Genomic DNA, 25,152 nt, shown 5'->3' with positions numbered 1-25,152 from the left:
TACCCTTACTGATCGAAGAAAAATTAAAAAAATCTGTAAACTACTAAATCGACCTTTAAGGCATCAAGCATAAAAATATCACTCTTAAGTCCTTGTTTTTCTATCTTGTTATCTTAAAACTAGTCTATTGCCTGTAATATTTTCTTTATTTGCGTCGGGCGAATCTATATAAGGAAAAATTACTATAAAATTTAATTTATAAGGCCATCCTATATGTTAACTACCCATTTTAAAGCAGCACAGGAAGGAGCCCTTGCCTCTTCTTACATTAGCTTTGAAGACTTACAAGATGCTGATAAAACTCCTCTTCAATATCAACGGATTTTTTTAAGAAAAATGGAAGAGCTTGCTGCTATTATTGAGAGATTTAATAATTTGGATTTGGATGTAGTGGAAGCATGGGATGCCATCCGCGGACAGATCATTCGTTTAAATTTATCGGTTAAAAATGAAAATAAAATTTACGAATTGTTTAAAGAAAAGTTGTCATTACACGCTGAGTTGGAATTAAGAAAAGAGCGTTTAGAAGTACATTTCTCAGATTTGGAATGGAAATTTAGGTTTAAACCGCATAGTGCTGAAAACAGCTTTAAAATAGCTTTCAAAAGGTTAAAATTTTTTACCCATTACTACTCTTCGCCTAAAGAGCAGGAACACCCCTTCAATACCGAATGGTTATATCAACGGATCACTACAATTCATTGCAGCCACGAACATCAAAAAGAGCTGCTAAGGCTTATCTTTAATATCTGGTCTAACAGAGAAGGAGATCCCCCACTAATATACCAATTACGCATTCAAATGGCAGCCCTTGAAAGTTATGTCAATACCTTATCTTCTTTATCTATTGAAGAACAAAAAAGTGAAGAAACTCACACTTATAAGACGCTCTATGATAAGATTATCCTTACTTGCCAACAGCTAATCTTAAAATATAAGCAAAAAAGTTTAAGGGATGAGGAATGGGACTTATTTTGTAGCGAAATCTGTAAAGTTCCTCTTAAATATTCGGATGAAAAAGAACTATGGGAATTTATCTCCGAGCAATTGAAGATGAGTGTTGCCGAAATAAGGTATCAACGCTATCTGTGGCAATATAACGCTTATTCTAATGGTAAATGCTTTAGAAAAGAAAAATTTGAGACCCTACTTTTTACTCTTGAAGATCTTTCTAGTTGCTATGCTCAAGGAACTTTAGAAAAAGCCAAATGGGATTTGTTATGCGAAAAAATAGTTCAGGAAAGCTTATTACCGCTAGGACAAAAGCAAGAATTAATTGAAGTATTTTTAAGAACGTGGAAGACCCCTTCAGACTCATGGCTATCTACTTTTTGGCATATTCCTAATTTTTTAGCAAGCTATTGGAAAGAGGAAAAAGACGAGGGAAAAGTCATTTGGAGGGACGAAAAGATTTTTACTCTTTTAAAATCTATGCATGAATGGGTAGTAAATAACGAAGCTTTCATCCATGACAAGCTCTCTAATAGGCCTAATCACTCCCCTCTTATCCAAGAAAAAGTAGAAGAATTGATAAAACTTTTAACGGATTTGCGGCTGCCGCTTTCGAACGATATTGGATCTAAGATTTGTAAATCCCCTGTCTATAATCAGATGAGGAAAGAATCTCATATAGCTTGCCTATCCAAATTGCGAGAGATATTGAAAGACGCTAAAGATGATTTTGAATTATACAAATCGCTAGGTGAAGAATCAGCTAGTGGTTATGCCTTGGTGCTAAAGCAGCTGTGTGATCACATGTTTACAGAGATTAATGGCGTGGCATTAATGAGAAAGGCCTTGAAAGAAATAATGCCTATAGGATTGGAAGAGTTAATTAAAAAAGAGACGCGCTTTATAGTTTATAGGCAAAGCAATCTTTTATTGTTACCTATAGAAGTCCAACACGCCGCTATAGTAGCTTTACCCCCCCACTATAAGCTTCCATTGCTCGATTTGTTAGGATGGAAAACCCTGAAATATAAAGATCATCATCAGCAGTGTAAGATTCCCTACAAGATTTTAAACCTCAAAGTTAGCCAAAAAGATGGCTCAGAAAAAATAGTAAATTTTCATCGCTTTGCTAGACCTACTTCGAAAACAGGCTTAAACCCTGAATTTGATACTTTTTCAGCAGGTTCGCGCCGCTTATTATTAATCAATTTGCAAAGCAAAACTTTTAATAAACATGAATCAGAAAGAGCTAAAACTGATGCATTGATAAGCCTTAACCGTGAAAAATGGCTATCAACTTTTGTGGCTATTTTCCCCTTAAACCATTCGGCCCTATTCTATCCTAAGGAAGAATACATGGATCCGGCCCCTCACATTCCTCGTTATAAAACAACGCAAGCCTTTATGGCTGCCCTGATGGAGAAAATTATTTCTCCAGGAATAGCAGAAGAATCAAGTAATCGGGCTGACTATGTATTTCCCAAAGCGTGGAAGATCAGCCTGGAATTCAAGGAATTGGCCACTAAATGTATGTATGAAGTAAAGGAAATTTTTTTTAAAGATGTAGATCCCTTGATGCAAAGCCATCGACATATTTTTATTAAATTGTTTAATGCTCGCCTTATATTAGCCCTTCTACCCTTTATGAAAGCCGATGCTTTTGCTTGCTTCTCTTCTGATGCGACAGATCGAACAGATATTGTAGTGAGCCTCTTGCTTAAAATGGTATTAATCATGTGTGATCTAGAAGAAAAACCGATTTATCAAGAAGAGAAAGAATCTCCTTTATGGAAAGAAGTGCTGGCAATTTTTGAGGCTTCTACCCTGGTAACAGCTCCACGCCAGCTTCATAAAAATATTTTAGGCTTAATGCAAGCATTCGAAATATTCGATAAGCCAGGAGTTAGAGAAAGACTTCGCCATGCAAAAGAGCTAATAGGTGTTAAGAGTGCTGAGTTTCCTTTTATTTACAAGAAAGAGGAATGGCAAATTGAAACTCTGCCACATGAGAAAAGGGAAGATTAGCTAAACCCCTAAAAGTGATTTAACTAAACTGAGAATGAGAAGAAAAGGTATTTGTAAAAATTTAATTATATACTTTCAAACTACTTCTCAAGCTACTTTTTATGTAATCTCATGCTTTATAAAATTGCATTCAGTAAATAAAGAGGCAATTTTTAAAGGATTAGGTATGCAGACTTGGTTTTTTCAAAGCGTATTACTTTCTTAAAAATTATAAATATATCATCTAAAAAAGGTTTCATTCATGGGAAGCTAGCTTGCTTCTTAAAAAGATCGCTGTTATTAAATATAGCAGGGATTAAAGAGCTGCTGCAAAATATAGGACCTGCATTACAACGATAAAATTATAATAATATGGCCAATAAAATAATTGAAATAAAAGATATCAAATAAAAAATGAAACAATGCTTTTAATAAAAACTTAACAGATTTAAGGCTTTGCCTTTAAAATCAAAAAAATAAGCCTAGCCTATAAGATAGGCGGAATGCTTACACATCTCCTACCCTCTTAAAGGCTTAGGCCATGGTCGAAACTCTTTAATTTTAAATCCTCCCCTATTTACCTATCCATGAAAGATAGCTATTTTATATACAAGAAAACTTAACTTTTTTAAACTCACCTATTTAGATAGACACCCAATAAGCCTTTAAATTTTCAACCTATCACAATGTTTAACAATTTATTAGGCACAAAAACAATCTTTTGTACAGTTTGACCTTCTAAATATTTAGTAACCAAAGGATTTTTTTCCGCGGCCTCAAGGATTGCTTCTTGGGATATATCAATAGGTAGCGTTAATCTAGCCCTAAGCTTACCATTAATTTGAACGATGTAAGTAACATGCGAATCCACTAAATAATTTTCATTAATTTGGGGAAACGGGGCAAAAGATAGAGCTTCTTTACAATCTAGTAACTCCCAAATTTCCTCTGCAAGATGAGGAGCAAACGGCATTAAAGCTTGCGTGGCCATCTTAACGACTGAGCGAGGATATAAAGGCAATTTTGTAAAGTCATTTATAAATTCCATCATTTTGGCAATAGCGGTATTGAATTGTAAAGCTTCAATATCCTTTTCTACTCCATGCACTAGGCGATGGCCTAATTTAAAAGCTTCTTCGGAATCTTCATAGGCTAGCTTATCTGAGGTAGCCATTTCATAAAAACGAACAAGAAAACGTCGGCAACCGCTCACCGCTTCTGAACTCCATACCTTCTCTTTATCTAAGGGCCCTAAAAACATTTCATATAATCGCAATGCATCGGTACCATATTCCTCAATCACGTCATCCGGTGAGACACCATTAAGCTTAGATTTAGACATCTTATCAATCTGGCTTTTAAGCTCTTCCCCTGATTGCCGATGAAAGTAATGGCCTTCTCTTTCGATCACCTCTTCAGGTGCGACATAAGTTCCTAAACTATTTTGATAGGAACGTGCTACCATTAAACCTTGATTGCGCAAAGCCTTAAAAGGCTCACAAAAGCTGACATATCCGCAATCGAAAAGTACTTTATGCCAAAAACGAGCATACAAAAGATGCAAGACAGCATGCTCTACTCCTCCTACATACATATCCACAGGACCCCAATATTTTTCTGCTTCTTGGCCCCAGGCTTGTTGATCATTATGCGGATCACAAAATCGTAGATAATACCAACAAGATCCTGCCCAATTAGGCATTGTATTTGTCTCTCGTCGAGCCTTTTTACCTGTTTTATTATCATGGATATTTATCCAGTCTTCTACTTTACCTAAGGGGCTTTGGCCATCGCCTAAGGGTTTATAGTTAGACACGGCTGGCAACGTTAAAGGAAGCTCGTCTATTTCCAGGACACGCTTTGTCCCATCTTCAAAATGCAAAATAGGAAAAGGTTCGCCCCAATACCTTTGGCGCGAAAATAGCCAGTCGCGCAATTTATAAGTAACCGTACTTTTACCTATCCCTTTTCTTTCTAGCCACTCCATGATCTTTTTTGTGGCCTCAGCTTGCTTCAAGCCATTTAAGGAAATTTCCTCATTTTCACTATGAATACATACGCTCTCCTCCGTTACAGCTTGATAGGCCATCGAATCTTCTGGATGAACGTTGTAGACATATACCAGTGGAAGATCAAATTTTTTAGCAAATTCAAAATCGCGCTCGTCATGGGCAGGAACAGACATAATAGCGCCGGTACCATACCCCGGGATAACATAATCCGAAATCCATACCGGAATGTCTTTGCCATTGGCAGGGTTAATGGCATAAGCACCTGTAAAAACGCCACTTTTATTCTTATTTAGATCTGTTCTTTCCAAATCTGTTTTAGAAGCTGCTGTTTTTTGATACTCTGCTGTGCAAGCTTGCTGAGTTTTTGAAGTAATCTTTGAAACCAAAGGATGCTCAGGAGCTAAAACCAGATAAGTTACGCCAAAAAGTGTCTCAGGACGTGTAGTATAAACTTCTAGGCAACAATCGCTATTTTTTATCGGAAAGCGTATAGAAGCCCCCTCACTTTTTCCGATCCAATTAATTTGTAATTTTTTTAAGCTTTCTGGCCAATCCACTAATTCTAAGTCTTTAATTAAGCGTTCAGCATAGGCAGTGATTTTTAGTATCCATTGGCGTAAGGGCCTGCGCTCAACAGGATGACCTCCTTCTTTACTAAAGCCATTTTCAATCTCTTCATTTGCTAGCACTGTTCCTAAGGCAGGGCAATAGTTCACCATCATCTCTGCTTCGTAAGCTAATCCTCTTTCATATAAAAGGGTGAAAATCCATTGCGTCCATTTAAAATAAGATGGATCGCTAGTAGAAATTTCCCGATCCCAATCGTAGGAATAACCTACACGCGAAAGCTGGCGCTTAAAATTAAGCACATTATATTTTGTGGTTTCGGCTGGATGTGTGCCAGTACGTATAGCATATTGCTCTGCAGGCAATCCAAAACTGTCCCACCCCATAGGGTGTAGTACATTATAGCCCTTTTGCCTTTTATAGCGTGCCAAAATATCTGTAGCTGTGTATCCTATAAGATGTCCTACATGTAAACCTGCTCCCGAAGGATAAGGAAACATGTCTAAAATATAATACTTAGGCTTAGAGGGATCAATTTCTGCTTTAAAAGTTTTATTATCAGACCAAAATTTTTGCCATTTTGCTTCAATTTTTTTATGATCATATTTCATTCTTTTATCCAAAGTAGTATACGTATAAATTTATGAGAAAGAACCGTTAGAACTTTATGCGAAAGAACAACAAAAAGTCAAAAAAAAAGGAGCTCGGCTCCATCCAAAGAAGTAAAGAAGATCGTCTGTATGAAAACTTGCTAAAAATTACTCAAGAATTTATGGCTGGTAAAGGGTACTTAGCTATGAATGAATCCGAGCTTTTTGAACGGTTGCATCTGCCCGAGCAGTATCGCGAAATTTTCGGCAGAGTCCTCACCCATTTGCATCAATCAGGCTTAGCTAGCCTAGAGCATAAACGTTACGCCCTGAAAAGCTCGACAACCGAAATTGTTAAAGGCACTTTAAGCGTCCATCCAAGAGGATTTGGATTTCTAAAAGTTGAAAATCCATCCATTTATTCGGAGGACATCTTTATTCCCAAGCATTTAATTCAGAATGCGGTAGATGGAGATATAGTTGAAGTACGTGTGGAAGATCCCCCTTTTAAAGAAAAAGGACCTGAAGGTAAAGTTATAGCCATTCTAGAACGAGCACGCACTCATGTAGCCGGAATAATAAGAAAAGTAGATCGGTATGGTGAAATTCTAGCTTATGTTCCTCTACTAGGCCTCTCTCAAAGAGTGATTGTTGAGCCTTCAAAAGAAAGGAGCCTTCAGGAAGGCGATAGAATAGTTATGCAAGTCACAGACTGGGGCAGCAAAGATACGGAAACATATTGTAAATATTCTCACTACCTTGGACATATCTCTGATCCTTCTTGTGATGTTAAAGCAGCAATCGAAGAGTTCGGCTTACGCTCTGATTTTTCTGCACAGACTATAGATGAGGCGAAAAAAATAGGGACGCGAGTTTCTGCCAAAGATCTTCAAGGAAGAGAGGATTTTCGTAAGATTGAATGCTTTACTATTGACCCCGATACGGCTAAAGATTTTGATGATGCCATCCACCTTTCCAAAGATCAGCAGGGGCATTATCATCTAGGAGTTCATATTGCAGATGTATCTTATTACGTGACGCCTGGGACAGCTTTAGATAGAGAGGCTGCTATGCGGTGCAACTCTACTTATTTTCCCGGAACCTGTCTTCCCATGCTTCCTTCCATCTTATCTGATAATTTATGCAGCCTTAAACCTCAAGTAAATAGACTGACCGTTTCTGTTTTAATTACTTTTGATCGTAATGGGAACGAAATTGACTATCGCATTACCCGCAGTGTAATCAAAAGCAAGAAACGTTTTACCTACAAAGAAGCTAAGCAAATTTTAGAAGGTAAAAAGCTTTCTCCCCACGCTCCTACTCTCCATCTTATGGTGGAGTTATGCAGCTTATTGAAGAAAAAACGCTTTGAGAGAGGAAGTATTGAATTTGCTTTGCCAGAGCTGGTCATTTTAGTGGATGAAAAAGGTATGCCTCAGGGTACAGATTATATTACCTATGATATAACCCATCAATTGGTGGAAGAATTTATGCTGAAAGCCAATGAAACAGTCGCCAGGCATTTGACAGCGATAGGTAAAAATTTGACCTACCGCGTTCACGATGAGCCTGCTGAAGAAAGTATGAAAGAATTTGCCGCGTTAGCTAGAGCTTTTGGCTATAATTTATCTGATACGCCTAGTAATGCAGAAATTCAAAAGCTTTTTGAAGAAGCTATGAATTCTTCCTATGGACAGTATCTAGCTACAAGTTATATACGCCGCATGCGTTTAGCTATTTATTCACCGAACAATATAGGTCACTTTGGTTTAGGCTTAACTCATTATTGTCATTTTACAAGCCCTATACGCCGTTATATTGACTTAGTGATTCATCGCTCGCTTTTCCATGAAGAAGAAGCTTATGAAGCTTTAGAAATTGTAGCTAATAATTGCTCAGAAAAAGAAAGACAAAGTGCTCGAGCAGAAGCTAGTGTAAAAACTCTCAAGAAATTGCGCTTGCTATATTCCCGCCAGCAAATAGAGCCCTACCAACAGTATGAAGCTGTGGTCACCCGTATAAAAAATTTTGGAATAATCTTTGAGGTTTTAGATGTAATGCTTGAAAGCTATTTACATGTATCGGAGCTAGATGGGGATTACTATATATATGATGAAGGCAATTTGGCTTTAAAAGGACGCCATACTCATAAAACTTTTGTAGCAGGAGACAAAATTACTATCATGCTAAAAAAAGTTGATTTTATTACCTTGGAATGCTCCTGGACACTTATACCTGAAGTAAAATCTACGCTGCTAAAGTCAAATAAAATGAGGAAACCTTTACCCTCTCGTCCTGTTTCTAAACCCAGGTTAAAAGATTTTCTATATACTGCCGCAAAAAGAAAAAGCTCAAAAAAATTCCCACGCAAGAAAAAATCAAAAAAATAATGGAAAAACTTCCTTTAGATTTTTATTTAAGAGACGATGTTTTGCAGATTAGCCAAGAGCTATTAGGCAAAGTATTGATGACCTGTATCAATGGTGTTTATACGGGAGGAATTATCACTGAAACGGAAGCTTACAGAGGTCCCGAAGATCGAGCTTCTCACGCATATGGCGGCCGCCGTACCAAACGTAATGAAGTGATGTATCATGCTGGTGGGCATGCTTATGTGTATCGCATCTATGGAATTCATGCCATGTTTAATATTGTTACTAACAGTATTGAAATTCCCCATGCTATTTTGATTCGCGCTATTAAACCTACTATTGGCGTTGAGCAAATGATTAAACGGCGCTATAAAACTAAAAATAAAGCTAGCCTTGCGGGCGGGCCAGGAACATTAACGCAAGCTTTAGGCATCGATACTATCCATAATGGTTTACTATTGACAGGGCCTCTTATCTGGCTAGAGGATCATCATATTTGTTGCGAAAAAAAGAATTTAATAATAGGACCACGTGTAGGCATCGACTATGCAGGTGAACATGCTCACCTCCCTTGGCGTTTCATCTATGCATTAGAAATGTAACTGAATTAAAAATTTTAATATTTGAGCTTTAAACCCTCTTTCTCTATTTACAAGAGCGCTTTATCATCACATCTTTTGAATAATTAATTCTCTTCTGTTATAGTGGCTTTATGAAAAAACATTTCATTACAGGTCTTGCCGTTCTTTTGCCTTTAACTTTGACTATCGTTATCGTAGTTTTTGTTTTTAATAAGCTCACTGACCCTTTTGCAGGCATCACTAAAGAAATCCTTCGGCAAAATCATTTTCTTGAAAAAACTCCACCTCAACTGCAACATTTAATCAGCCAAGTTATTATTTTGGTCTTTATCTTTTTCTCTACTGTCTTCGTGGGAATGATTGGACGTTGGCTTATAGTGAGATATATTCTCCGATTTACAGAAAAAATTTTACGACGCATTCCTTTTATTCGCTCCGTTTACAATACTTGTAAAGATGTAATCAAAACATTATTTATTTCAGAAGGCAAATCTTTTAAGCAAGTTGTCATGGTGCCCTATCCAAATGCGACCACTTATTGTATAGGTCTGATTACCCGAGAGAATATGGTAGGTTTAGGCAGCCATTCAGATGAAGAGCTAATGGCTATTTTTGTTCCCTGCACTCCCAATCCGACTTCTGGTTTTTTAATGATGTTTAAAAAAAATGAACTTATTTATTTGGATATGAGTGTGGAAGAAGCTTTTAAATATATCATTTCTTGCGGAGTAATTTCTGTCCCATTTCATCCTTTATTACCCCCTGCAGATATTTTATCTACATCCCCGAGCGTACCCTTATGAAAAAATATTTTTTAACGGGATTGGCACTCCTTTTGCCTGTTATCTTTACATTAGCTATCGTAGCTTTTATAGTAAATCTATTGACCGATCCCTTTATTCATCTCCTTAAAGAAGTTTTTCATTACTATCAACCTGCGGATGATTATCTGTGGAATTTAGACAAAACGCTAGGACTGCTCATCATTATTCGTCTATTTATTTTGATCATGGTCGTTATATTTATTATTTTTATAGGATTTTTAACTCGTACATTTTTTATGTATTCTCTCCTTAGCTTTACTGATAATTTGATTCGTCATATTCCAATTATCAATAAAGTGTATAAGTCTCTCCAAGATGTTATTCATCCTCTTTTTTCTTCTACCAGCTCATCTTTTAAGCAAGTTGTGCTTGTCCCTTATCCTCATGAAAACTCTTTGTCTATTGGCTTTTTAACTTCAAATACCCTTAAGGAGACCTCTGAGAGCAAATTAAAAGGTAAAATAGCAATTTTTGTACCAGGGACCCCTAATCCTACTTTCGGGTTCATTCTGATGTTTCCTCCCGATAAAGTCAGGTTAATTGACATGAAAGTTGAGGACGCTTTCAAGCTTTTAGTGTCTTGCGGTATTATGCTTCCTTCCATGCCAGGGGTTTCTGATCATGCAAAAACCTAATATCATTTTCATTCCTGTAGGCTCTAACCAGCAAAAACTAAGAGCTATTTGTCATTATATCCAGCATCATTTTGAATTAGGAGATAACATTTTAATCGTCGCTCCCAATGAACAAGCTACACGTTATCTCGATGAATTGCTGTGGAAATTTTTCCCAGAGAGCTTTCTTCCTCATATAGCTTCGAATACTCCTTCAGCAGAGAAAGTGGTTATCACTTCTGCTGCTCAAAATTTAAATCAGGCGCTTGTTTTGATAAATCTATGCGCCGAAGTAAGCCCTATTGCAGATCAATTTAATGTTGTTTATGAGCTGTATGATCAAACTCACCCTGAAAAGCTAGCGCAATCGCAACGCCGTCAGCAGATTTACACTTCCAAGCAGTTTACTATCGCCCAATCGGCAGCTTTGGAGTAAAGGGTAGATAAAAAGAAGAAATTAAAGAGTGTTTTTGCTAAGAAGTGAGTCAAACAGTTTTATTAAGAAATTCTTTCACTATTAGGGAAAATGAAAGCCACATTATCTTCTTTGTTTCTAATTTCTTCCATTAAATAGCGCGCTTGCCTAGCTTGGTCTTGATAAGCCTGTGATAATTTAGGAAGATTATTATTAGCCATAACATAAGCGATGAAAATAGTACCTACAGCAACTATCACGCTCCTAAGATAGGTAGAAGTAAGCAAAGTGAGGGAAGCGGCAGCATTAGGTAGAAAAAGACCACTTGCCACTATAACACTCGTTGTGGTGATTACTACTACTCGTTTAGTAAGAAAAGCTTTGATATTTGACTCTCTTTCAATATTCTTTAATGTTCTTACTGCAAGAGATTTCGTTACCGGTCGATCTACCACAATTTTAAGCTTCTCTTGAAGGGTATCTATCAGATTTAAACGAAATTTATACCCAAATATTTCAAAATTAGCCCTGGATTGGCTATACACATATGCATATTGCATAAAAAACCTCAGAATAAATTATCAAGTCATCAAGAGCAAATATATCAAAGAATTAATCATGCATTAATCAAAGCAAAAATTAATAGATGCTTTCTTTTATCAATGAAGAGGGGGAAATTTAAAAATTAAGATGGAAAAGCTCTCGTATAGATCTTATCTAGCAGCTTTGCATATTAACTAAAATAGCCTATGCCTATATTCTCTTAAGTTTCCATACTCTATTCCTTTCAAGATACCATGATCTTTAAACGTTTATAAAGCATCTTTTATGAAGAAAAAACCTAGAGCATAAAGAGCTAACATAGGGCGACAGCTAAGCGATAAAAAAATAAGGTCTAAAATTTTCTAGTTTATACAAATAAGCAAACTTAAAACTTTAGCTTGTTTCCGTTTTAAACTTTTATCCATTAGGATGAAGCTAATATTGTTTAAAAAGTTTATTGCTTTAAATTAAAAAATTGCTTGCTTTATCATGTCACTAATAATTTGCATTTTTATCTTATTTTTCACACTGTTTCTTTTTAAAGTTTTTCAAAATAATTTTCACACTTCTTCATCTTAGCTTAAAATTTTATTTAATATATAAAAATTTTTTATAATTTCTCCCTTTTTCTTATCATAATTATTAGCACGGGATTTTTTTTCAATAAATATTCGAGTTTCCTTGGATATTAAAAATTGTTATTTAATAATTAAATTATTTAGATCCTTATTTTAGCTCTCGAATAATGCCTAGCACTCCTCCACAATCGAAAACATTGACAAAATGCCGGGAGTGTTGATATGAAAATTTTCAGGTGAGGTTAAAGCGTTTATGAGGTTTCTAGGCTTTTTAGAGTCATGCTCTTTTCGTTGGCTGCAAAACAGCATCTAAAGGTTGAAGGATTTCTATAAAAAATTTTTCAACTTAAATATTTGACCGAAAAGGCCTAAAGGTAAAGGCCATTTTTTTAATGGATGCTTTTTTATCAAGTAACGTGTCCTAGCAATAATCTTGGTCATTGATCAAATTTTTAACTAAATCAATTATGTATTGCAAAACCGCAGGACTGCGTAGCTTTTCATATGGTGGCTGGCTTTTTAGTTTTCCCTTCAGTAAGTCTTGCTTCACCTGGCAAGATCTTAAAAAAAAAGCTGATCAAGCAGTAATGGGTCAATTTACAAACCTTAAGTAGAATAGCAGCCTATGAGAATAATGTTGAGCAATTTAAGAGTTTTACCCGGCCTGTGCTTAAGACAAAAAGCTTTTTTTTCTTTAAGATAGTTTTTACCCAACAAATCTAATTGCCTTATTTAAGATAAGCTTGGCGTGATAGGAAAGATAGGCGCACCCATTAGCCAAAAAGTCCATTTTAACAGGAGAGTAGCCCTATGAATATTTCTGAAACATTGGAAAATTTAAAAGTTCAGCTAGGAAAGGGAATTATTAATAAAACTTATTTCCTTGGAGAAGCAATCATAGAAGTAAGCAAAGAAGATATAAAAAAAACTCTTTCATTCTTAAAGCAGGTAGGTTACGAGGTCTTGATAGATCTCACAGCAGCCCACTATCTAGTGCCCACAAAAAGAATAAAAATTGCTTACTGGCTATATAACCCTATTCATTGTGAGCGTATGCGAATAATCAGCTATACCGAAGGTGACATGCTACTTCCTTCAGTAACCGATATATGGGAAGAGGCAAAGGGGTATGAGTGCCAGCTTTTTAATTTATTTAAAGTTCGATTTACGGAGCATTACACGCCTAACAGAATTTTGGTAGCCAAGGAACGGGAAAAGCCTCCTTCATCGCAAGGATATGTACAACCTGAAGAGTTTATGGAATTTAAAACTCTCCTTAGCAACCAGAATCCTTCTGTAATCATCCCTTGTGTCCATGCTAATCCTCCTGTAAATTGAAGAATTTTAAATAATAGGATAAGATTTATAAACTTTAAGTGGGTAGAGGTAACGGCTTATTGACGAGCAGCTTCTCTTACATGATCTAGGCGAGGTTATCGATAAAAATATTTTTATTAAGTTTTTGATTTTTATATTTATCTATGCAAGCCTTAAAAGATAATGCTAACCTTGATATAATTCTATTTTATATCAACTGCTCCTTTACAATTTCCTTAATACATTCCACCCTCTTTTTTCTCTTCTTGATTAGTTTTACAGTTTCTAGGAAGGATTTAAATATTTTTTTGTTTTCTTTGGATATTTTTACTTTAGCAGCAGCCTCTACTTTTCTTTCAGCATCCACAAAATATTCAGGATGAAATTGAAGAAAAATTTTAGGACTTCCTCCCCCATCATTCTCTAAAGCTTTAGGAATTTCCTCTTTTTCGTTTGGATAAACAATGATTTCTTTTAAGTTATCACCGATCCTATCTAAAGCTTGATGATGGGCAGAAATACTACTAAATTTGCAATTGACCACTTTTCTTAATAGGCTGTGAGATTGATCCACAGAAAGTTCTTCCGTGTGGTATATTTGGCGGCTTACTTGCCCTTCAATATGCTGTTTTAGGGTGCCTCCATAAAAAACATTGCCTACATGCGCGCCTCTACAAATGCCCATTAATGGAATATCTTTTATTATGGCTTGTTGGACCAATGCAAACTCTAATAAGCTTCGTCTATAATCAGAGTCCGTATGGGTGTGAGGGCCTTTTTTATCTCCATAAAATTCTGGTTCTAGATCAGCTCCTCCAGGTAAAATGATAGCATCGACATAAGAAGAAAGCTTAACAGCCATCAAGTAGATCTTGTAAATTTCCGAATTTTCTATTTGCTTTAGTTGATCATCTCTTATCTCATTCAAAATTTGTTCTGGGATGCTTGTGCAGAGAGAGGCATTTTTCTGAATTAATCTAATTTGATTTTTTACCTGCCGATCTAAGAGGAGAAGATTAACATTATTCATCAAATAATTATACTTTATAGGGATACCATCTACCTTTTTTATAGCTAAGTTTACTTTAGTAGCGGTCAACCCAGGCTGATAAAAATTCCACGGCAGGAGAATGATAGGTTTAGTAACCTCATATTTTTTTCCTCCTATCCTATTAAATTTGTGTTTAGCATCAAATAGTAAGCAGTCCGTTAGCTCGCAATTTATAAAATTACAGCTGCGACTCTCGTCAATTTCAACTTCTAGGAAATTGCTACCGATCAAGATAGAAGAATTAAAATCCACCGATTTGAGATTGCTTTCATAAAAATCTGCATATTTTAAATCACAATTACTAAATTTTATGTTGTTTAAGCTACTACCATCCAAACACATCTCCCTCATTGTACAGTCCTCGAAAGATGTGTTTATCATTTTAATTTTAAGTCCCCCTGCATGATGGAGATTGCAATTTATGAAGCAACAATCTTTAAATAAAGAACCTGTTAAATTTATGTATTCAAAGTTACAATTTTTGAAGGTAATCCTGTTAAAATCTACGTGTGTTAAAATATCAGTGCCCCAATAAGGTTTTAATCCCATTCCTTCTATAGGATTTACAGTTATTCCAATTTCTTTTAAGTCAAGAGAGGCCACTTCTAAAGAAAAATTTCCTTTCTTTAAATAATCCGTAAAATTGATTGAGCAGGCCGGATCATTTTTTCTTCTATCTTTTATTTCTCTTAAGAGCTGTAAATACTGATTTTTATTAATATCCTCTCTATTGATATTACTCATTCTATCTCCCTACATTAGTTAAGCTGTAATATCTAAAAATATTATTAATGAGTACTCTTTAGCCTTCTTAAAGCTTAAGCGTTCACGAAAGATACCGAAATTTAAGTGCAATTATGTGGGCATCTGCAAAGCCAAAAGCAGGTGTAAATAGCTTTTATTTCTATTTGCTGTGCTTTTAGATCCCTATCATCCCCTCAGCCTCAGCAATTTAATCAACCATGCACGCTTACTTTTAGGAGATTTTCTCCTCCCTCTCAAAATTTTTAGGATAGCAAGCCAGTTAACAATCTATAGAGTTAATCTTGATGATTAATTAAATAAAAATTATTTAATATCGTAAGGATTAAATAAAAATATTCATTATAAATTCTACTTTATAACAGGTTCAAAAGACATTCATTCTTTAAAATTTCTTCCTTTTATAGAGGGCTTTTTCCACACCCCTTTCCCCGAGACCTTTATTTATTAAGTAGAAAAGGCCATTTCTTTTCCATTAAACGTGCAATCGGCCGACAATCACGAGCTATGGTATACAAGTTGGTCAGATCCTCATAAAGCATCCTATTTTCTTTTTTAGTAACATCTTGAGTAAAATTATGAGTAATTACATTGATAATATTTCTCGCATCACTGACTCGCCCTTGTTTGATTGCCTTATATACACATTCAAAGAGCTCTAGCCAGGTTTCTTCTGTCGATTCCTCTCCTTTAAGCTCCTTAATATGATTATAAACGACGTAAGGTTGGTAAAGATGTCGAATTACCCAACAATGGTGAAATATAATAGCAAAAATAATGGACACGGTCAGCGCCAAAAACAATTCACTTAAATACTTTTCTATAACGGGTATTTGCTGAAGAGCTATTACAAGAAAACAAATAATAGCTGAAGTGATCAAGATATATAAGCCAAAATGGGCTCTCGGATTACTGGAGATGCGTGAGAAAAAACCAGGTGATAGTCTTTCCTGTACTGCTTGAAAGGGAATCATGGTTAAAAATATGATAAGGCCGAAAATCGAGACTGAAAAAAAGCCAAGATCAAAAAACTTCTCTACTTTTATGTCGGCAAAAGGAAAGCCGGTATAAGCGAGCGCGATAAAAAGACACCATACTCCTCCTATAGTAAAAAGAGAAGATAGAGAAAGTTTAATAAAATTAGAAAATCTAAAACGCAACACTTTTTGAAAAGGCGACATTTTATCCTCCTTAAAGGGGGTGTTTATTTGGATATTTCTTATCTAAACAAGATAATTACTCATAAGATTATTTGCTATTTGGGAAGTAAAACGCTTAAGGTGTAAGCGAGAATCTTACCAGCAGGCCTTAAAAGAAAGCCTATTTAGCAAATAGACAGCTTACCTAGTATAGTCTGCGCTAGTTCAAAACAAAAGCTTAAATCTCTATTAATAGGCATATTTACTCCTCAATAGCCCCTCCTTACAGAGGAAAAAAAGAAACCAACAACTTTTTTTAGAATTTCACTAGTTTTACTTCTCGCGGTTTGTAAATGTAAGCCGGCTTATCGGATTTACTCAGAATGACTTAGCATTATCAAAAAATTATGTCCTTCCCAAGTATTCTAGCCTAATTTGAATGCCGATATTTCAAATCCTCAGTGCCCTATCTTTCGCTTTTTTAACAGACTCTCCCTCCTGATAATTTAAGATACATCCTCCTTCAGTAAATTGATTTCAATCATTAAAACTTTGAAATGAAGAAATATAGCTGTTTTAAGTCATTTCCTTAAGGTTGGCATCGACCTTAAGGAATAGGCTGGCGTTTCTTATTCCATGGGTACTTTATAATTTAATTCGTTTTTAAGAAATTTCTTTTTAAATTCTTAATCTATGAATATTTGCCAAGATAACACCGGCAAAAGGCTTTAATACTGATATCTGGAGGTCTTTAGTCAGCCAAGCGAAAGTCTTTGAATAGTTGCCCTCATTCTATGGATAACATAGAAAAATTTTCATAGTATAAATATCTCTCCCTCCTTTTTAAAACCATTCCATATCTCCGAATCAACTTTTTATCATTTAGGGGAAACTAAATATACAATGGTGAAAGGTTACCGAGCCCTTGATTCATACCTATTTCAATTCTCTTTCTTCAGTAAGCAACCTACTTTAAGACTATTCTGTTAAGACTGAGCACTCTCATACGGCGCTGTGTAAGACACCCTCATTCCATCAAAAGCTTTGCTTAGTGCGGATAATTTAATTTTTAAAAAATTGAAAATGAAATAAGGAACGTAAAGCTCTCAGCCCTACAGATTGTTCATGAAAGTTGAGCTTAATGCAAGATAGGTTGAATACCTTAATTTCTCCAAATTTCTTCGCTCTCTCGTTAGTAGCTCGTTTGAGAAATTGGCGATGCAGGATCTTCAATCTATTGTAGACTATTTCGCAGCGAGGCAACATGACAAATATTACTCCTTGCAAAATTTTAACAGAAAAGAAGACGTAATGATAAGCTAGATTTTTAAGTAGGCTTCGCATTTCAAGCAAAAAATACAATCTTGCCAAGTCATTCTTAATTATTTAATGACTTTCTTGCTTGGCATTACCTAAAAAAGGTAGACCTTAAATTTTGACTTTTTGAATTTAAAATTGGATGAAAGCAAGATGCTTGTAAGACTGCTTGAGCCGTTTTTTTAAGTCACTTGCAGTTTATATACATTAACAAATCTCCAGGTAGTGGGTACACTTCGAACTTTTGACTGGATTGCTCTTAAAAAACCTTATCTCTTATTCATTTGTAGAAGCTTAGGATTTGCTTGAAAACAAAGGTATCTTAAAGGATATTTTTTTATTCAGAAAATGGAGAGAGTTGGAAGTAACTTTTCTTGGTAGATTAATTGTTCAATATATGGTACAATGAAGAGAAAATACAAAATACTCGTAACAGATGAGTTTGAAGAATGGCTTAAGGGTGAACCCGCAAAATCTCGAGTTCAAATTGCTAAACGAATCGATAATATCAAAGAAGAAGGGCATTTTGGAGATCACAAACAAGTAAGAGACCATGTTTGGGAACTTCGATGGGATAATGGACGAAGAATCTATTACTGTTTGATCCCAGTAAGCCAGGTATTACTACTGTTAGGAGGAAATAAAAATGGCCAAACTAAAGACATCAAACAGGCAGAAAAAATTTACAAAGAGTGGGTTTATGACTAAATTTAAGAAAACGCCTCGGGAATACAATCCAATGAAAGATCTTTTAGATGAAGAGCTTATTGCAAAAGCTGTTTGGGAGTGCTTAAAAGAAAATGATCCTGATGGTGTGATTGAAATTCTGGAAGCTCATATCAGTGCCAAGAATAAAAGCCAGCTTGCTAAAGAGCATGGTTTACCTAGAACGACCCTCTATCATGCCTTTAAAAGCAAAAATCCTACCCTTCACACACTGGCTAAACTGGTAAATGCAACCCTTTAAAAGAGCATTTTATGAGAAGAAATACGAAATATCAAGATTGGCTTCTTGAAAAGCTCAAAGATCATGAGGAAGCCGTTGCGTATCTAAACAATGCTTTGGAAGAGAGCCTTAAAGGCGATGAAGAGTCCCAGCAACTCTTTCTTATTGCTCTCCGCAATGTCGCAGAAGCTCAAGGTGGTATTGGTGCTCTCGCTAAAAAGGCTTAAAGTAGGGCGCGAAAGTTTTTATAAAACCCTTTCAAGCACAAGTAACCACTCAATGGCATAGTAAGGCGGCTTCGAGCATGCTTTCAATAGATAAGATCTTTTTTTGGATAGCTGAAACTTCAGTTAGATTTTGCTCATCAAGCAAGTATACCACTTTGAGAAAGCATTTCCTATTTCTTTAATCCTCTTTTTCTCAGTAACTTTATATTCTTTTTTGAATATTCCTTTTTTACTTATCCATTCTAGACATAGAGGTTCAAAGCGTACGAAAGGGTGAATGGATCACAAAGGCAACTTTTGGGTACAAGAACGTTACTCTACCTACCGGCAAGAAGATGATCGAGGTTGATCCTCAGAATACTACTTTCGTTATTAAAATTTTTGAACTTTATGCCACTCACATTCACTCGTTTTAAACAATTGCTGATGAAATGAATAAGCTAGGATTGCCAAACGCTCAAGGAAATCTGTTAGGATCTAGCCGAATTAAAATCACTCTTAAGAATCCTTTTTACTTTGGTGTTATGCGCATAAAAGGAGAGCTATATCCGCATCGATACCCGCTTTTAATATCTGAAGGCCTACTTGGCCAAGTACAGGATATTATGGCAGGTCACAATAAAGCTCCTATTCACTATGCAGGTCATCCCATTCTTTTTAGGGAATTGATTACGTGCGAGCCTAGTGGATGCGCTGCCACTGGAGATATTAAAAAGCAAAAATATATTTACTATAGCTGCAATAACTCCAAGCGAACATGCCAAAAGATTTGGGTTAGAGAGGAGTAAGCTTTAACTCCTCTAATGGAATATCTTGACCAGCTTCAGCTACCCGATGTAGCAATTGAAGAGATTGTAACCTATCTTAAAAAATCTTATGCGCATGAACAAGAATTTTTTAAGCATTTCTAAGACACACTTTGCAAAGAGCTAGATCATATTCAAAGCCGTCTAAGCTCATTGATATGCATCTGGATAGAGCGCTTGATTCTGACACCTATCATTCCAAGCTCGAAGAATATAAGAGACAAAAGTGCGAGATAATTTCAAAGATGAAAGTACATGCCAATACCCATAGAAGATGTCTAATCACGGCGAGAATAGAGTTGGATTTGGCAAAACGAGCAAAGAACCTCTTCAGGAGGTGGAAGATGAACAAAAACAACAATTGTTAAATTTAGTTTTTTCGAACTTGAAATTGAAAGAAAAAAGATTGCTTGTGACGCTGCGTGAGCCGTTTTTGCTGCTCCTGGCAACATCACTTCAACCAAAGAATCTCCGGAAGTAGGATTCGAACCTACGACCAATGGATTAACAGTCCACTGCTCTACCGCTGAGCTATTCCGGATCAGAAAGCGGTATATTACATAATAAGCTTAATATTTGGCAAGAAAAAGCGGCAATTTATTTTGCCGCTTTTATTTTTTAGTAGTCCATCCCTCCAGGAGGCATGGCAGGAGCAGCTTTTTCATCTACAACATCGGCAATGAGAGCTTCTGTAGTAATTAACAAGCCAGCTACTGAGGCTGCATTCTCTAATGCGCATCGAGCAACTTTGGTAGGATCTAAAATTCCCGCTTTGATCATATCGGTAAATTCGCCCGTTAAAGCGTTATATCCTTGGGTATCCGATAATTTTTCTACTTGTTGAAGAATGATAGGACCCTCTTGGCCTGCATTCTCTGCTAGCTGGCGAAGTGGCGCACTTAATGCTTTGGCAATAATTTTAGCGCCAGTTTTTTCGTCACCCTCTAAACTTTCTGCTAAGCTTAGCACTGAAGGTACGCAGCGTATGTAAGCTACACCTCCACCAGGCAAGTAACCTTCCGCTACTGCAGCTGCAGTGGCATGATGAGCATCATCGACACGATCTTTCATTTCTTTCATTTCCACTTCAGTAGCCGCACCCACACGGATGACAGCAACGCCACCAGATATCTTAGCTAATCGTTCTTGTAGCTTTTCACGATCGTAATCAGAATCCGTTTCTTCAATTTGACGTTTAATAAGCGATGCACGTTCCTCTATCTTTTTCTTATCACCCATGCCTTCAACGATCGTTGTTTCGTCTTTATTAACAATAATTTTCTTAGCACGTCCTAGCATCTCTAGTGTTGTACTTTCGAGCTTCATTCCAAGTTCTTCGCTGATCACTTGAGCCCCTGTTAAAATCGCAATATCTTCTAACATAGCCTTACGGCGATCGCCAAATCCTGGAGCTTTTACTGCACAAAACTTTAGGCCCGTGCGCAGACGATTTACTACTAAGGTAGCCAATGCCTCTCCTTCCACATCCTCAGCAATAACAAGCAATGGCTTTCCACTTTCAGCGCAAGCTTGCAGGATAGGAATGAATTCTTTTAAAACGGAAATCTTTTTTTCATAGACTAACACAAAAGCATCTTCTAATATACACTCTTGGGTTTCCGGATTGGTCATAAAATAAGCAGAAAGATAGCCTCGATCAAAATTCATTCCTTCGACTACATCAAGCGTCATCTCAAAACCTTTAGCTTCTTCGACCGTGATGGTTCCATCTTTCCCCACCCTTTCCATGGCTTTAGCTATGATTTCTCCAATCTGTTGATCATTATTGGCAGATATAGTGGCTATTTGAACAATCTCTTTAGAATCTTGAACTTTTTTGCTGCGGGATTGTAATTCTTTAACGACTGCTTTGACAGCTTTTTCAATACCACGGCGTAAACTAAGCGGATTTGCTCCAGCGGCCACATTACGAAGACCTTCGGCATAAATGAATTCAGCGAGCACTGTAGCTGTAGTTGTACCATCTCCAGCTTTATCAGCTGTCTTACTAGCTACTTCTTTCACCATTTGAGCGCCCATATTCTCATGCTTGTCTTCCAACTCAATTTCTTTAGCTACAGTCACACCATCTTTGGTAATGTGAGGTGTTCCATAGGCTTTATCAATAATCACATTGCGTCCTTTGGGACCTAGTGTGACTTTTACGGCATCAGCAAGAATGCGTACACCTTTAAGAATTTTTTGACGAGCATCTTCTTTAAATTTAATATCTTTCGCAGTCATAATCTGTTTCTCCTTGAACCTATGTTATTCTACAATACCAATAATATCATCTGCTTTTAAGATGACATACTCTTCATCTTCTAGTTTGATATCTTGGCCTGAATATTTCTCCATAATAATGATATCGCCTATATTTACAGGGATAGGGATCAACTGTCCCTTTTTGTCTTTTCTACCAGTACCAATCGCTACAACTTTGGCTTGCTCCTGCTTTTTCTTTGCGCTGTCCGGCAAAATGATGCCACCTTTCAACTTTTCTTCCTGCTCAAGACGACGAACAAGCACTCTGTTACCTAGAGGCTTAAATTTGACGTTCAAGTTTTGTTGTTCTTTTGTTTGTGTCTGTTCCATAAAAACTCCCTACTTTGCAAGATTTAAATACATGTTCCAGAGGATAGAAGCCTCACTATATTTTAAGAGATTAAATTTTCGCAAGCTAAATTTAGCAATCATCAATAGAAAGTGCTAAAAATCTCTAATTTTTATTTCTGGCAGTTTTTTTGGCTACGCTCTTTTTTTTGCCTAGTAAAAAAGCTAATTCTTGTACCAGCTCTTGAAATTTATGAATGGCTGCTTCAACAGGTGCAGACGAGCGCATATCCACTCCAGCTTTTATTAACAACTCGATCGGATACTGACTAGAGCCGCTTTTCAAAAAAGATAGATAAGCCTCTCGTTCTTTTTTACCCCCGTGGGATACTTTTTCTGAAAGGGCCAGAGCGGCACTGATGCCTGTAGCATATTGATAGACATAAAAATTGTAGTAAAAATGGGGAATCCTTGCCCACTCGTACTCTATTAAACGATCGATTACTGCAGGGCCAAAATAATGAGCATTAAGTTTGAAGAATTGCTCTTTAAGCATTTGTGGGGTAAGGGGAATGTTCTTTTCGGCTTTTTCATGAATAAAAAGCTCAAATTCCGCAAACATGGTTTGACGGAATAAAGTAGCACGAATATCTTCAATTTGCTGATTAAGCAAAAATATTTTCTCTTCCTTAGATTGAGCTTTTTTGAGCAGATAACGCATTAATAAGTCCTCATTAAATGTAGAAGCTACCTCTGCTAAAAAAATAGGATAATCGGCATATTGATAAGGTTGATTTTTACGACTTAGGTAGCTATGCATACTATGACCTGCTTCATGAGCAAGCGTGAAAACATCCCTTATAAGTCCTTTATAATTCATCAAAATATAAGGCATACTATCGTAGCAACCACTTGAGTAGGCTCCAGAGCGCTTATTTATATTTTCATATCGATCTACCCATCGTTCTTCTAAAAGCCCCCTTTTTAAAATATTCTGATACTCTGTACCTAAAGGTGCAACCGATTCTATTACAGCCTCTTCTGCTTCTTCATAACTCATTTTTATATCTAGGTGACTAGCTAAAGGAACATACATATCATACAAATGAAGAGGTCCTAAATTTAAAACTTCTTCTCGCAAACGAATATATTGATGGAGAACACCTATATTTGCATTTACGGCAGCGATCAAGGAATGATAAACCTTTACGTCGATGTTTTTTGGCAAAAGTGAAGCCTCTAAGCATGATTGGAAATTATGGGCCCGAGCATTAAAAATATGAGCTTGCACATTTCCATTTAATAATTCACACATGGTATTTTCATGCTGCATATATTTATTATGCATCTGCTCAAAAGCATTTTTCCGCAAAGTGCGATCTGAATTTCGTATGAATACTCCGTAGGAAGATTGCGTCAATTCATGCTTTTTTCTTTTACTATCGCTCACTTTTTCGAATTTAAAATCCGCATCATTGATCGCAGAAAAAGCTTTAACTCCTGTAGACATTGCCTCCCCCGATAAAGCGACAAGCTCTTCTTTTTCTGCCGATAAGGTATATTTTTTTAGCCGAACTATTTTCTCTAGGTAAAAACGATAGCTTTTCAAAAACTCGGCTGTCATTAACTTTTTTAACTCTATACCCGGCAAAGCAAGAAGTTCTGGCTCAAACCAGGCGCTTTCCTGGTTAAAAGCATGGTGTAAGTGAATGATTTTAGCCAAAGCTGCTTTATATTCATCATTAGTAATATCTTCATCATGACGCAAGTGTGCATAGGTATATAGCTTAGAAAGCTTTCTAGAAATATCAAAAAGCACTTCCAAAGCTTTTTTAAGAGTTTGCGCACCTTTTCCTAGCTTACCTTTAAAGCGAGCCAATTGAGGCCAATGCGGAGATTTATCTATTTCAGCTACTGAGCTGAAATCTTTTTGCCAATCGGCTAAAGAATAATAAAGAGATTCTACATTCCAACAGTCCTTCTTAGCTACTTGTGAACGTTTTTTTAGCATATTGTACCTTTTGTAATGAAAGGTTTGAATATACATATTCGCGAATTGTATGTACAGCATGATGGGAAGCGATTATAAATAGGATGAAAGTAGACATAAGAATGAAATAACGAAATCGGCCTCAGCTTTAACTAACTTAATTGGGTTTAAAGCTACTCTTATCATTTGTTGATAACTTTGAGGATTAAGTCAATCTTTTTAGAAAAAAAAACTGTGGGGTTTTTTTTCAAAATGCTGGCTGAAAGTATTCATCGGCCATCATTATTAGCTAAATAAATTGATCAAAGTCTATTCCTATTTTGGTAAGAAGGCGCTAATTCTTGCATTCTCTTAAGAGTCCAAGCAATTTAAATTTTCGATGCTATTTATTAACGATAGAAGGAAAAATTTTTAGGCCTCTATAATTTGAGGGAGGCTAGCAAAATGCAATTTACCGATTGAAAATTGGCTTTTTCCAACTCTTTGAAAATCCTTATTTAAAAGATACCTTCCCTCAAAAACCATTAATTTTTCGATAAGGCATGATTGTTTAATGTTCTAAAATATATTTTATAAATTAAAAAAACGGCTGTTGAAATTTTGGCGCCATACTAACGCTTTACGTTGCACTTTATCTATATTTAAGCTTGCTGCTAAGCTCTCCCAATTTTAACCACCCCTATCCTCAGATCCTTTTTTCCCCAGAAAAAGTTATCACCGTTAAACTTTATAGATATTTATCTCGGATGTGAAGCTACTTAGATAAAATCTGCAAGTGCATAGGAATGAAAATATTAGAGAGCATTCCACCTGCTATTCAAGCAAAACTTTGTTTATACGCTTCTGAGCAACTTTTTATGTAGTCATACACTTGATAAAAAACTTGTTTTTACGGGAAGAGTCAGCTTAGAAAAAGGTTAATTTTTTTTGGCTAAACAGACGTAGTTGCTTTAAAAGGTGTTATTAAAAAAATTATCAGTCACTTTGCCACTT

Annotated in this window: 18 protein-coding genes and 1 tRNA gene; 11 read left to right on the top strand and 8 right to left on the bottom strand. The window is 36.1% G+C overall.

The genetic code is table 11. The annotated features are described in order from the left end of the window. Positions 1-213 precede the first annotated feature (213 nt). Positions 214-2,976 carry a hypothetical protein gene (locus tag NEOC84_RS04555; RefSeq protein WP_166155813.1) on the top strand — a complete coding sequence of 921 codons (2,763 nt, stop codon included), beginning with the start codon at positions 214-216 and terminating at the stop codon, positions 2,974-2,976. Between the two features lie 652 nt (positions 2,977-3,628). On the opposite strand, the gene leuS is transcribed toward NEOC84_RS04555, so the two are convergent. Further along, the gene (gene leuS / locus NEOC84_RS04550; RefSeq protein ID WP_166155810.1) at positions 3,629-6,145 is read right to left on the bottom strand and encodes a leucine--tRNA ligase; all 2,517 of its coding nucleotides are present in this window, start codon (positions 6,143-6,145) and stop codon (positions 3,629-3,631) included. A 56-nt stretch (positions 6,146-6,201) separates the two neighbouring features. Here leuS and rnr point away from each other — a divergent pair, with 56 nt between their 5' ends. From rnr to NEOC84_RS04525, 5 genes are all read left to right on the top strand, one after another. Next, positions 6,202-8,514 (top strand): ribonuclease R, encoded by a 2,313-nt coding sequence (rnr, locus tag NEOC84_RS04545; protein ID WP_166155807.1) that lies wholly within the window; start codon positions 6,202-6,204, stop codon positions 8,512-8,514. Next, the gene (locus NEOC84_RS04540) at positions 8,514-9,098 is read left to right on the top strand and encodes a DNA-3-methyladenine glycosylase (protein WP_166155804.1); all 585 of its coding nucleotides are present in this window, start codon (positions 8,514-8,516) and stop codon (positions 9,096-9,098) included. The genes rnr and NEOC84_RS04540 overlap by 1 nt, the downstream gene beginning before the upstream one ends. Positions 9,099-9,208: 110 nt before the next feature. Beyond that, positions 9,209-9,880, top strand: a complete 672-nt coding sequence (locus NEOC84_RS04535; RefSeq protein WP_166155801.1) for a DUF502 domain-containing protein — start codon at positions 9,209-9,211, stop codon at positions 9,878-9,880. Continuing rightward, a complete protein-coding gene (locus tag NEOC84_RS04530) occupies positions 9,877-10,536 on the top strand; it encodes a DUF502 domain-containing protein (RefSeq protein WP_166155798.1) in 660 nt (219 codons plus the stop codon). Before NEOC84_RS04535 ends, NEOC84_RS04530 begins: the two co-directional genes overlap by 4 nt. After that, a complete protein-coding gene (locus NEOC84_RS04525) occupies positions 10,523-10,951 on the top strand; it encodes a DNA polymerase III subunit chi (protein ID WP_166155795.1) in 429 nt (142 codons plus the stop codon). The genes NEOC84_RS04530 and NEOC84_RS04525 overlap by 14 nt, the downstream gene beginning before the upstream one ends. A 62-nt stretch (positions 10,952-11,013) precedes the next feature. Here NEOC84_RS04525 and NEOC84_RS04520 read toward each other — a convergent pair whose 3' ends face one another. Next, complete coding sequence (locus NEOC84_RS04520; protein ID WP_166155792.1) at positions 11,014-11,490, bottom strand: hypothetical protein; 477 nt, start codon at positions 11,488-11,490, stop codon at positions 11,014-11,016. Positions 11,491-12,861: 1,371 nt separating this feature from the next. On the opposite strand from NEOC84_RS04520, the gene NEOC84_RS04515 reads away from it, so the two are divergent. Continuing rightward, positions 12,862-13,389 carry an NADH-quinone oxidoreductase subunit C gene (locus NEOC84_RS04515; protein WP_166155789.1) on the top strand — a complete coding sequence of 176 codons (528 nt, stop codon included), beginning with the start codon at positions 12,862-12,864 and terminating at the stop codon, positions 13,387-13,389. Between the two features lie 187 nt (positions 13,390-13,576). Here NEOC84_RS04515 and NEOC84_RS04510 read toward each other — a convergent pair whose 3' ends face one another. Both NEOC84_RS04510 and NEOC84_RS04505 read right to left on the bottom strand, forming a co-directional pair. Then, positions 13,577-15,163 carry a gamma-glutamyl-gamma-aminobutyrate hydrolase family protein gene (locus NEOC84_RS04510; protein ID WP_166155786.1) on the bottom strand — a complete coding sequence of 529 codons (1,587 nt, stop codon included), beginning with the start codon at positions 15,161-15,163 and terminating at the stop codon, positions 13,577-13,579. Positions 15,164-15,621: 458 nt separating this feature from the next. After that, positions 15,622-16,362 (bottom strand): hypothetical protein, encoded by a 741-nt coding sequence (locus tag NEOC84_RS04505; RefSeq protein WP_166155783.1) that lies wholly within the window; start codon positions 16,360-16,362, stop codon positions 15,622-15,624. Positions 16,363-18,042: 1,680 nt separating this feature from the next. Between NEOC84_RS04505 and NEOC84_RS04500 the strand changes: the two genes are divergently transcribed. The 4 genes from NEOC84_RS04500 to NEOC84_RS04485 all read left to right on the top strand — a co-directional run bounded on the left by NEOC84_RS04500 (position 18,043) and on the right by NEOC84_RS04485 (position 19,598). Further along, positions 18,043-18,345: a type II toxin-antitoxin system RelE/ParE family toxin gene (locus NEOC84_RS04500; RefSeq protein WP_166155780.1), complete on the top strand. Its 303-nt coding sequence runs from the start codon at positions 18,043-18,045 to the stop codon at positions 18,343-18,345. Then, positions 18,338-18,604, top strand: a complete 267-nt coding sequence (locus NEOC84_RS04495; protein ID WP_166155777.1) for a transcriptional regulator — start codon at positions 18,338-18,340, stop codon at positions 18,602-18,604. Before NEOC84_RS04500 ends, NEOC84_RS04495 begins: the two co-directional genes overlap by 8 nt. A gap of 11 nt (positions 18,605-18,615) precedes the next feature. Further along, positions 18,616-18,810, top strand: coding sequence for a hypothetical protein (locus NEOC84_RS04490; protein WP_242678193.1), 195 nt, complete (start codon positions 18,616-18,618; stop codon positions 18,808-18,810). Between the two features lie 431 nt (positions 18,811-19,241). Next, on the top strand, positions 19,242-19,598 hold the full coding sequence (locus tag NEOC84_RS04485) for a hypothetical protein (RefSeq protein WP_166155774.1): 357 nt from the start codon (positions 19,242-19,244) through the stop codon (positions 19,596-19,598). A gap of 487 nt (positions 19,599-20,085) precedes the next feature. On the opposite strand, the gene NEOC84_RS04480 is transcribed toward NEOC84_RS04485, so the two are convergent. From NEOC84_RS04480 to pepF, 4 genes are all read right to left on the bottom strand, one after another. Next, positions 20,086-20,157 (bottom strand) — tRNA-Asn (locus tag NEOC84_RS04480). A gap of 77 nt (positions 20,158-20,234) precedes the next feature. Then, complete coding sequence (groL, locus tag NEOC84_RS04475; protein WP_166155771.1) at positions 20,235-21,860, bottom strand: chaperonin GroEL; 1,626 nt, start codon at positions 21,858-21,860, stop codon at positions 20,235-20,237. A gap of 24 nt (positions 21,861-21,884) precedes the next feature. Further along, complete coding sequence (locus tag NEOC84_RS04470; RefSeq protein ID WP_166155768.1) at positions 21,885-22,211, bottom strand: co-chaperone GroES; 327 nt, start codon at positions 22,209-22,211, stop codon at positions 21,885-21,887. Between the two features lie 124 nt (positions 22,212-22,335). Further along, complete coding sequence (gene pepF / locus NEOC84_RS04465; RefSeq protein ID WP_166155765.1) at positions 22,336-24,180, bottom strand: oligoendopeptidase F; 1,845 nt, start codon at positions 24,178-24,180, stop codon at positions 22,336-22,338. Positions 24,181-25,152: the final 972 nt, after the last annotated feature.

Source organism: Neochlamydia sp. AcF84, from assembly GCF_011087585.1.
Classification (GTDB): Bacteria; Chlamydiota; Chlamydiia; order Chlamydiales; family Parachlamydiaceae; genus Neochlamydia.
The sequence above is the reverse complement of the archived record's forward strand: the minus strand, read 5'-3'. Positions and strand labels throughout refer to the sequence as shown.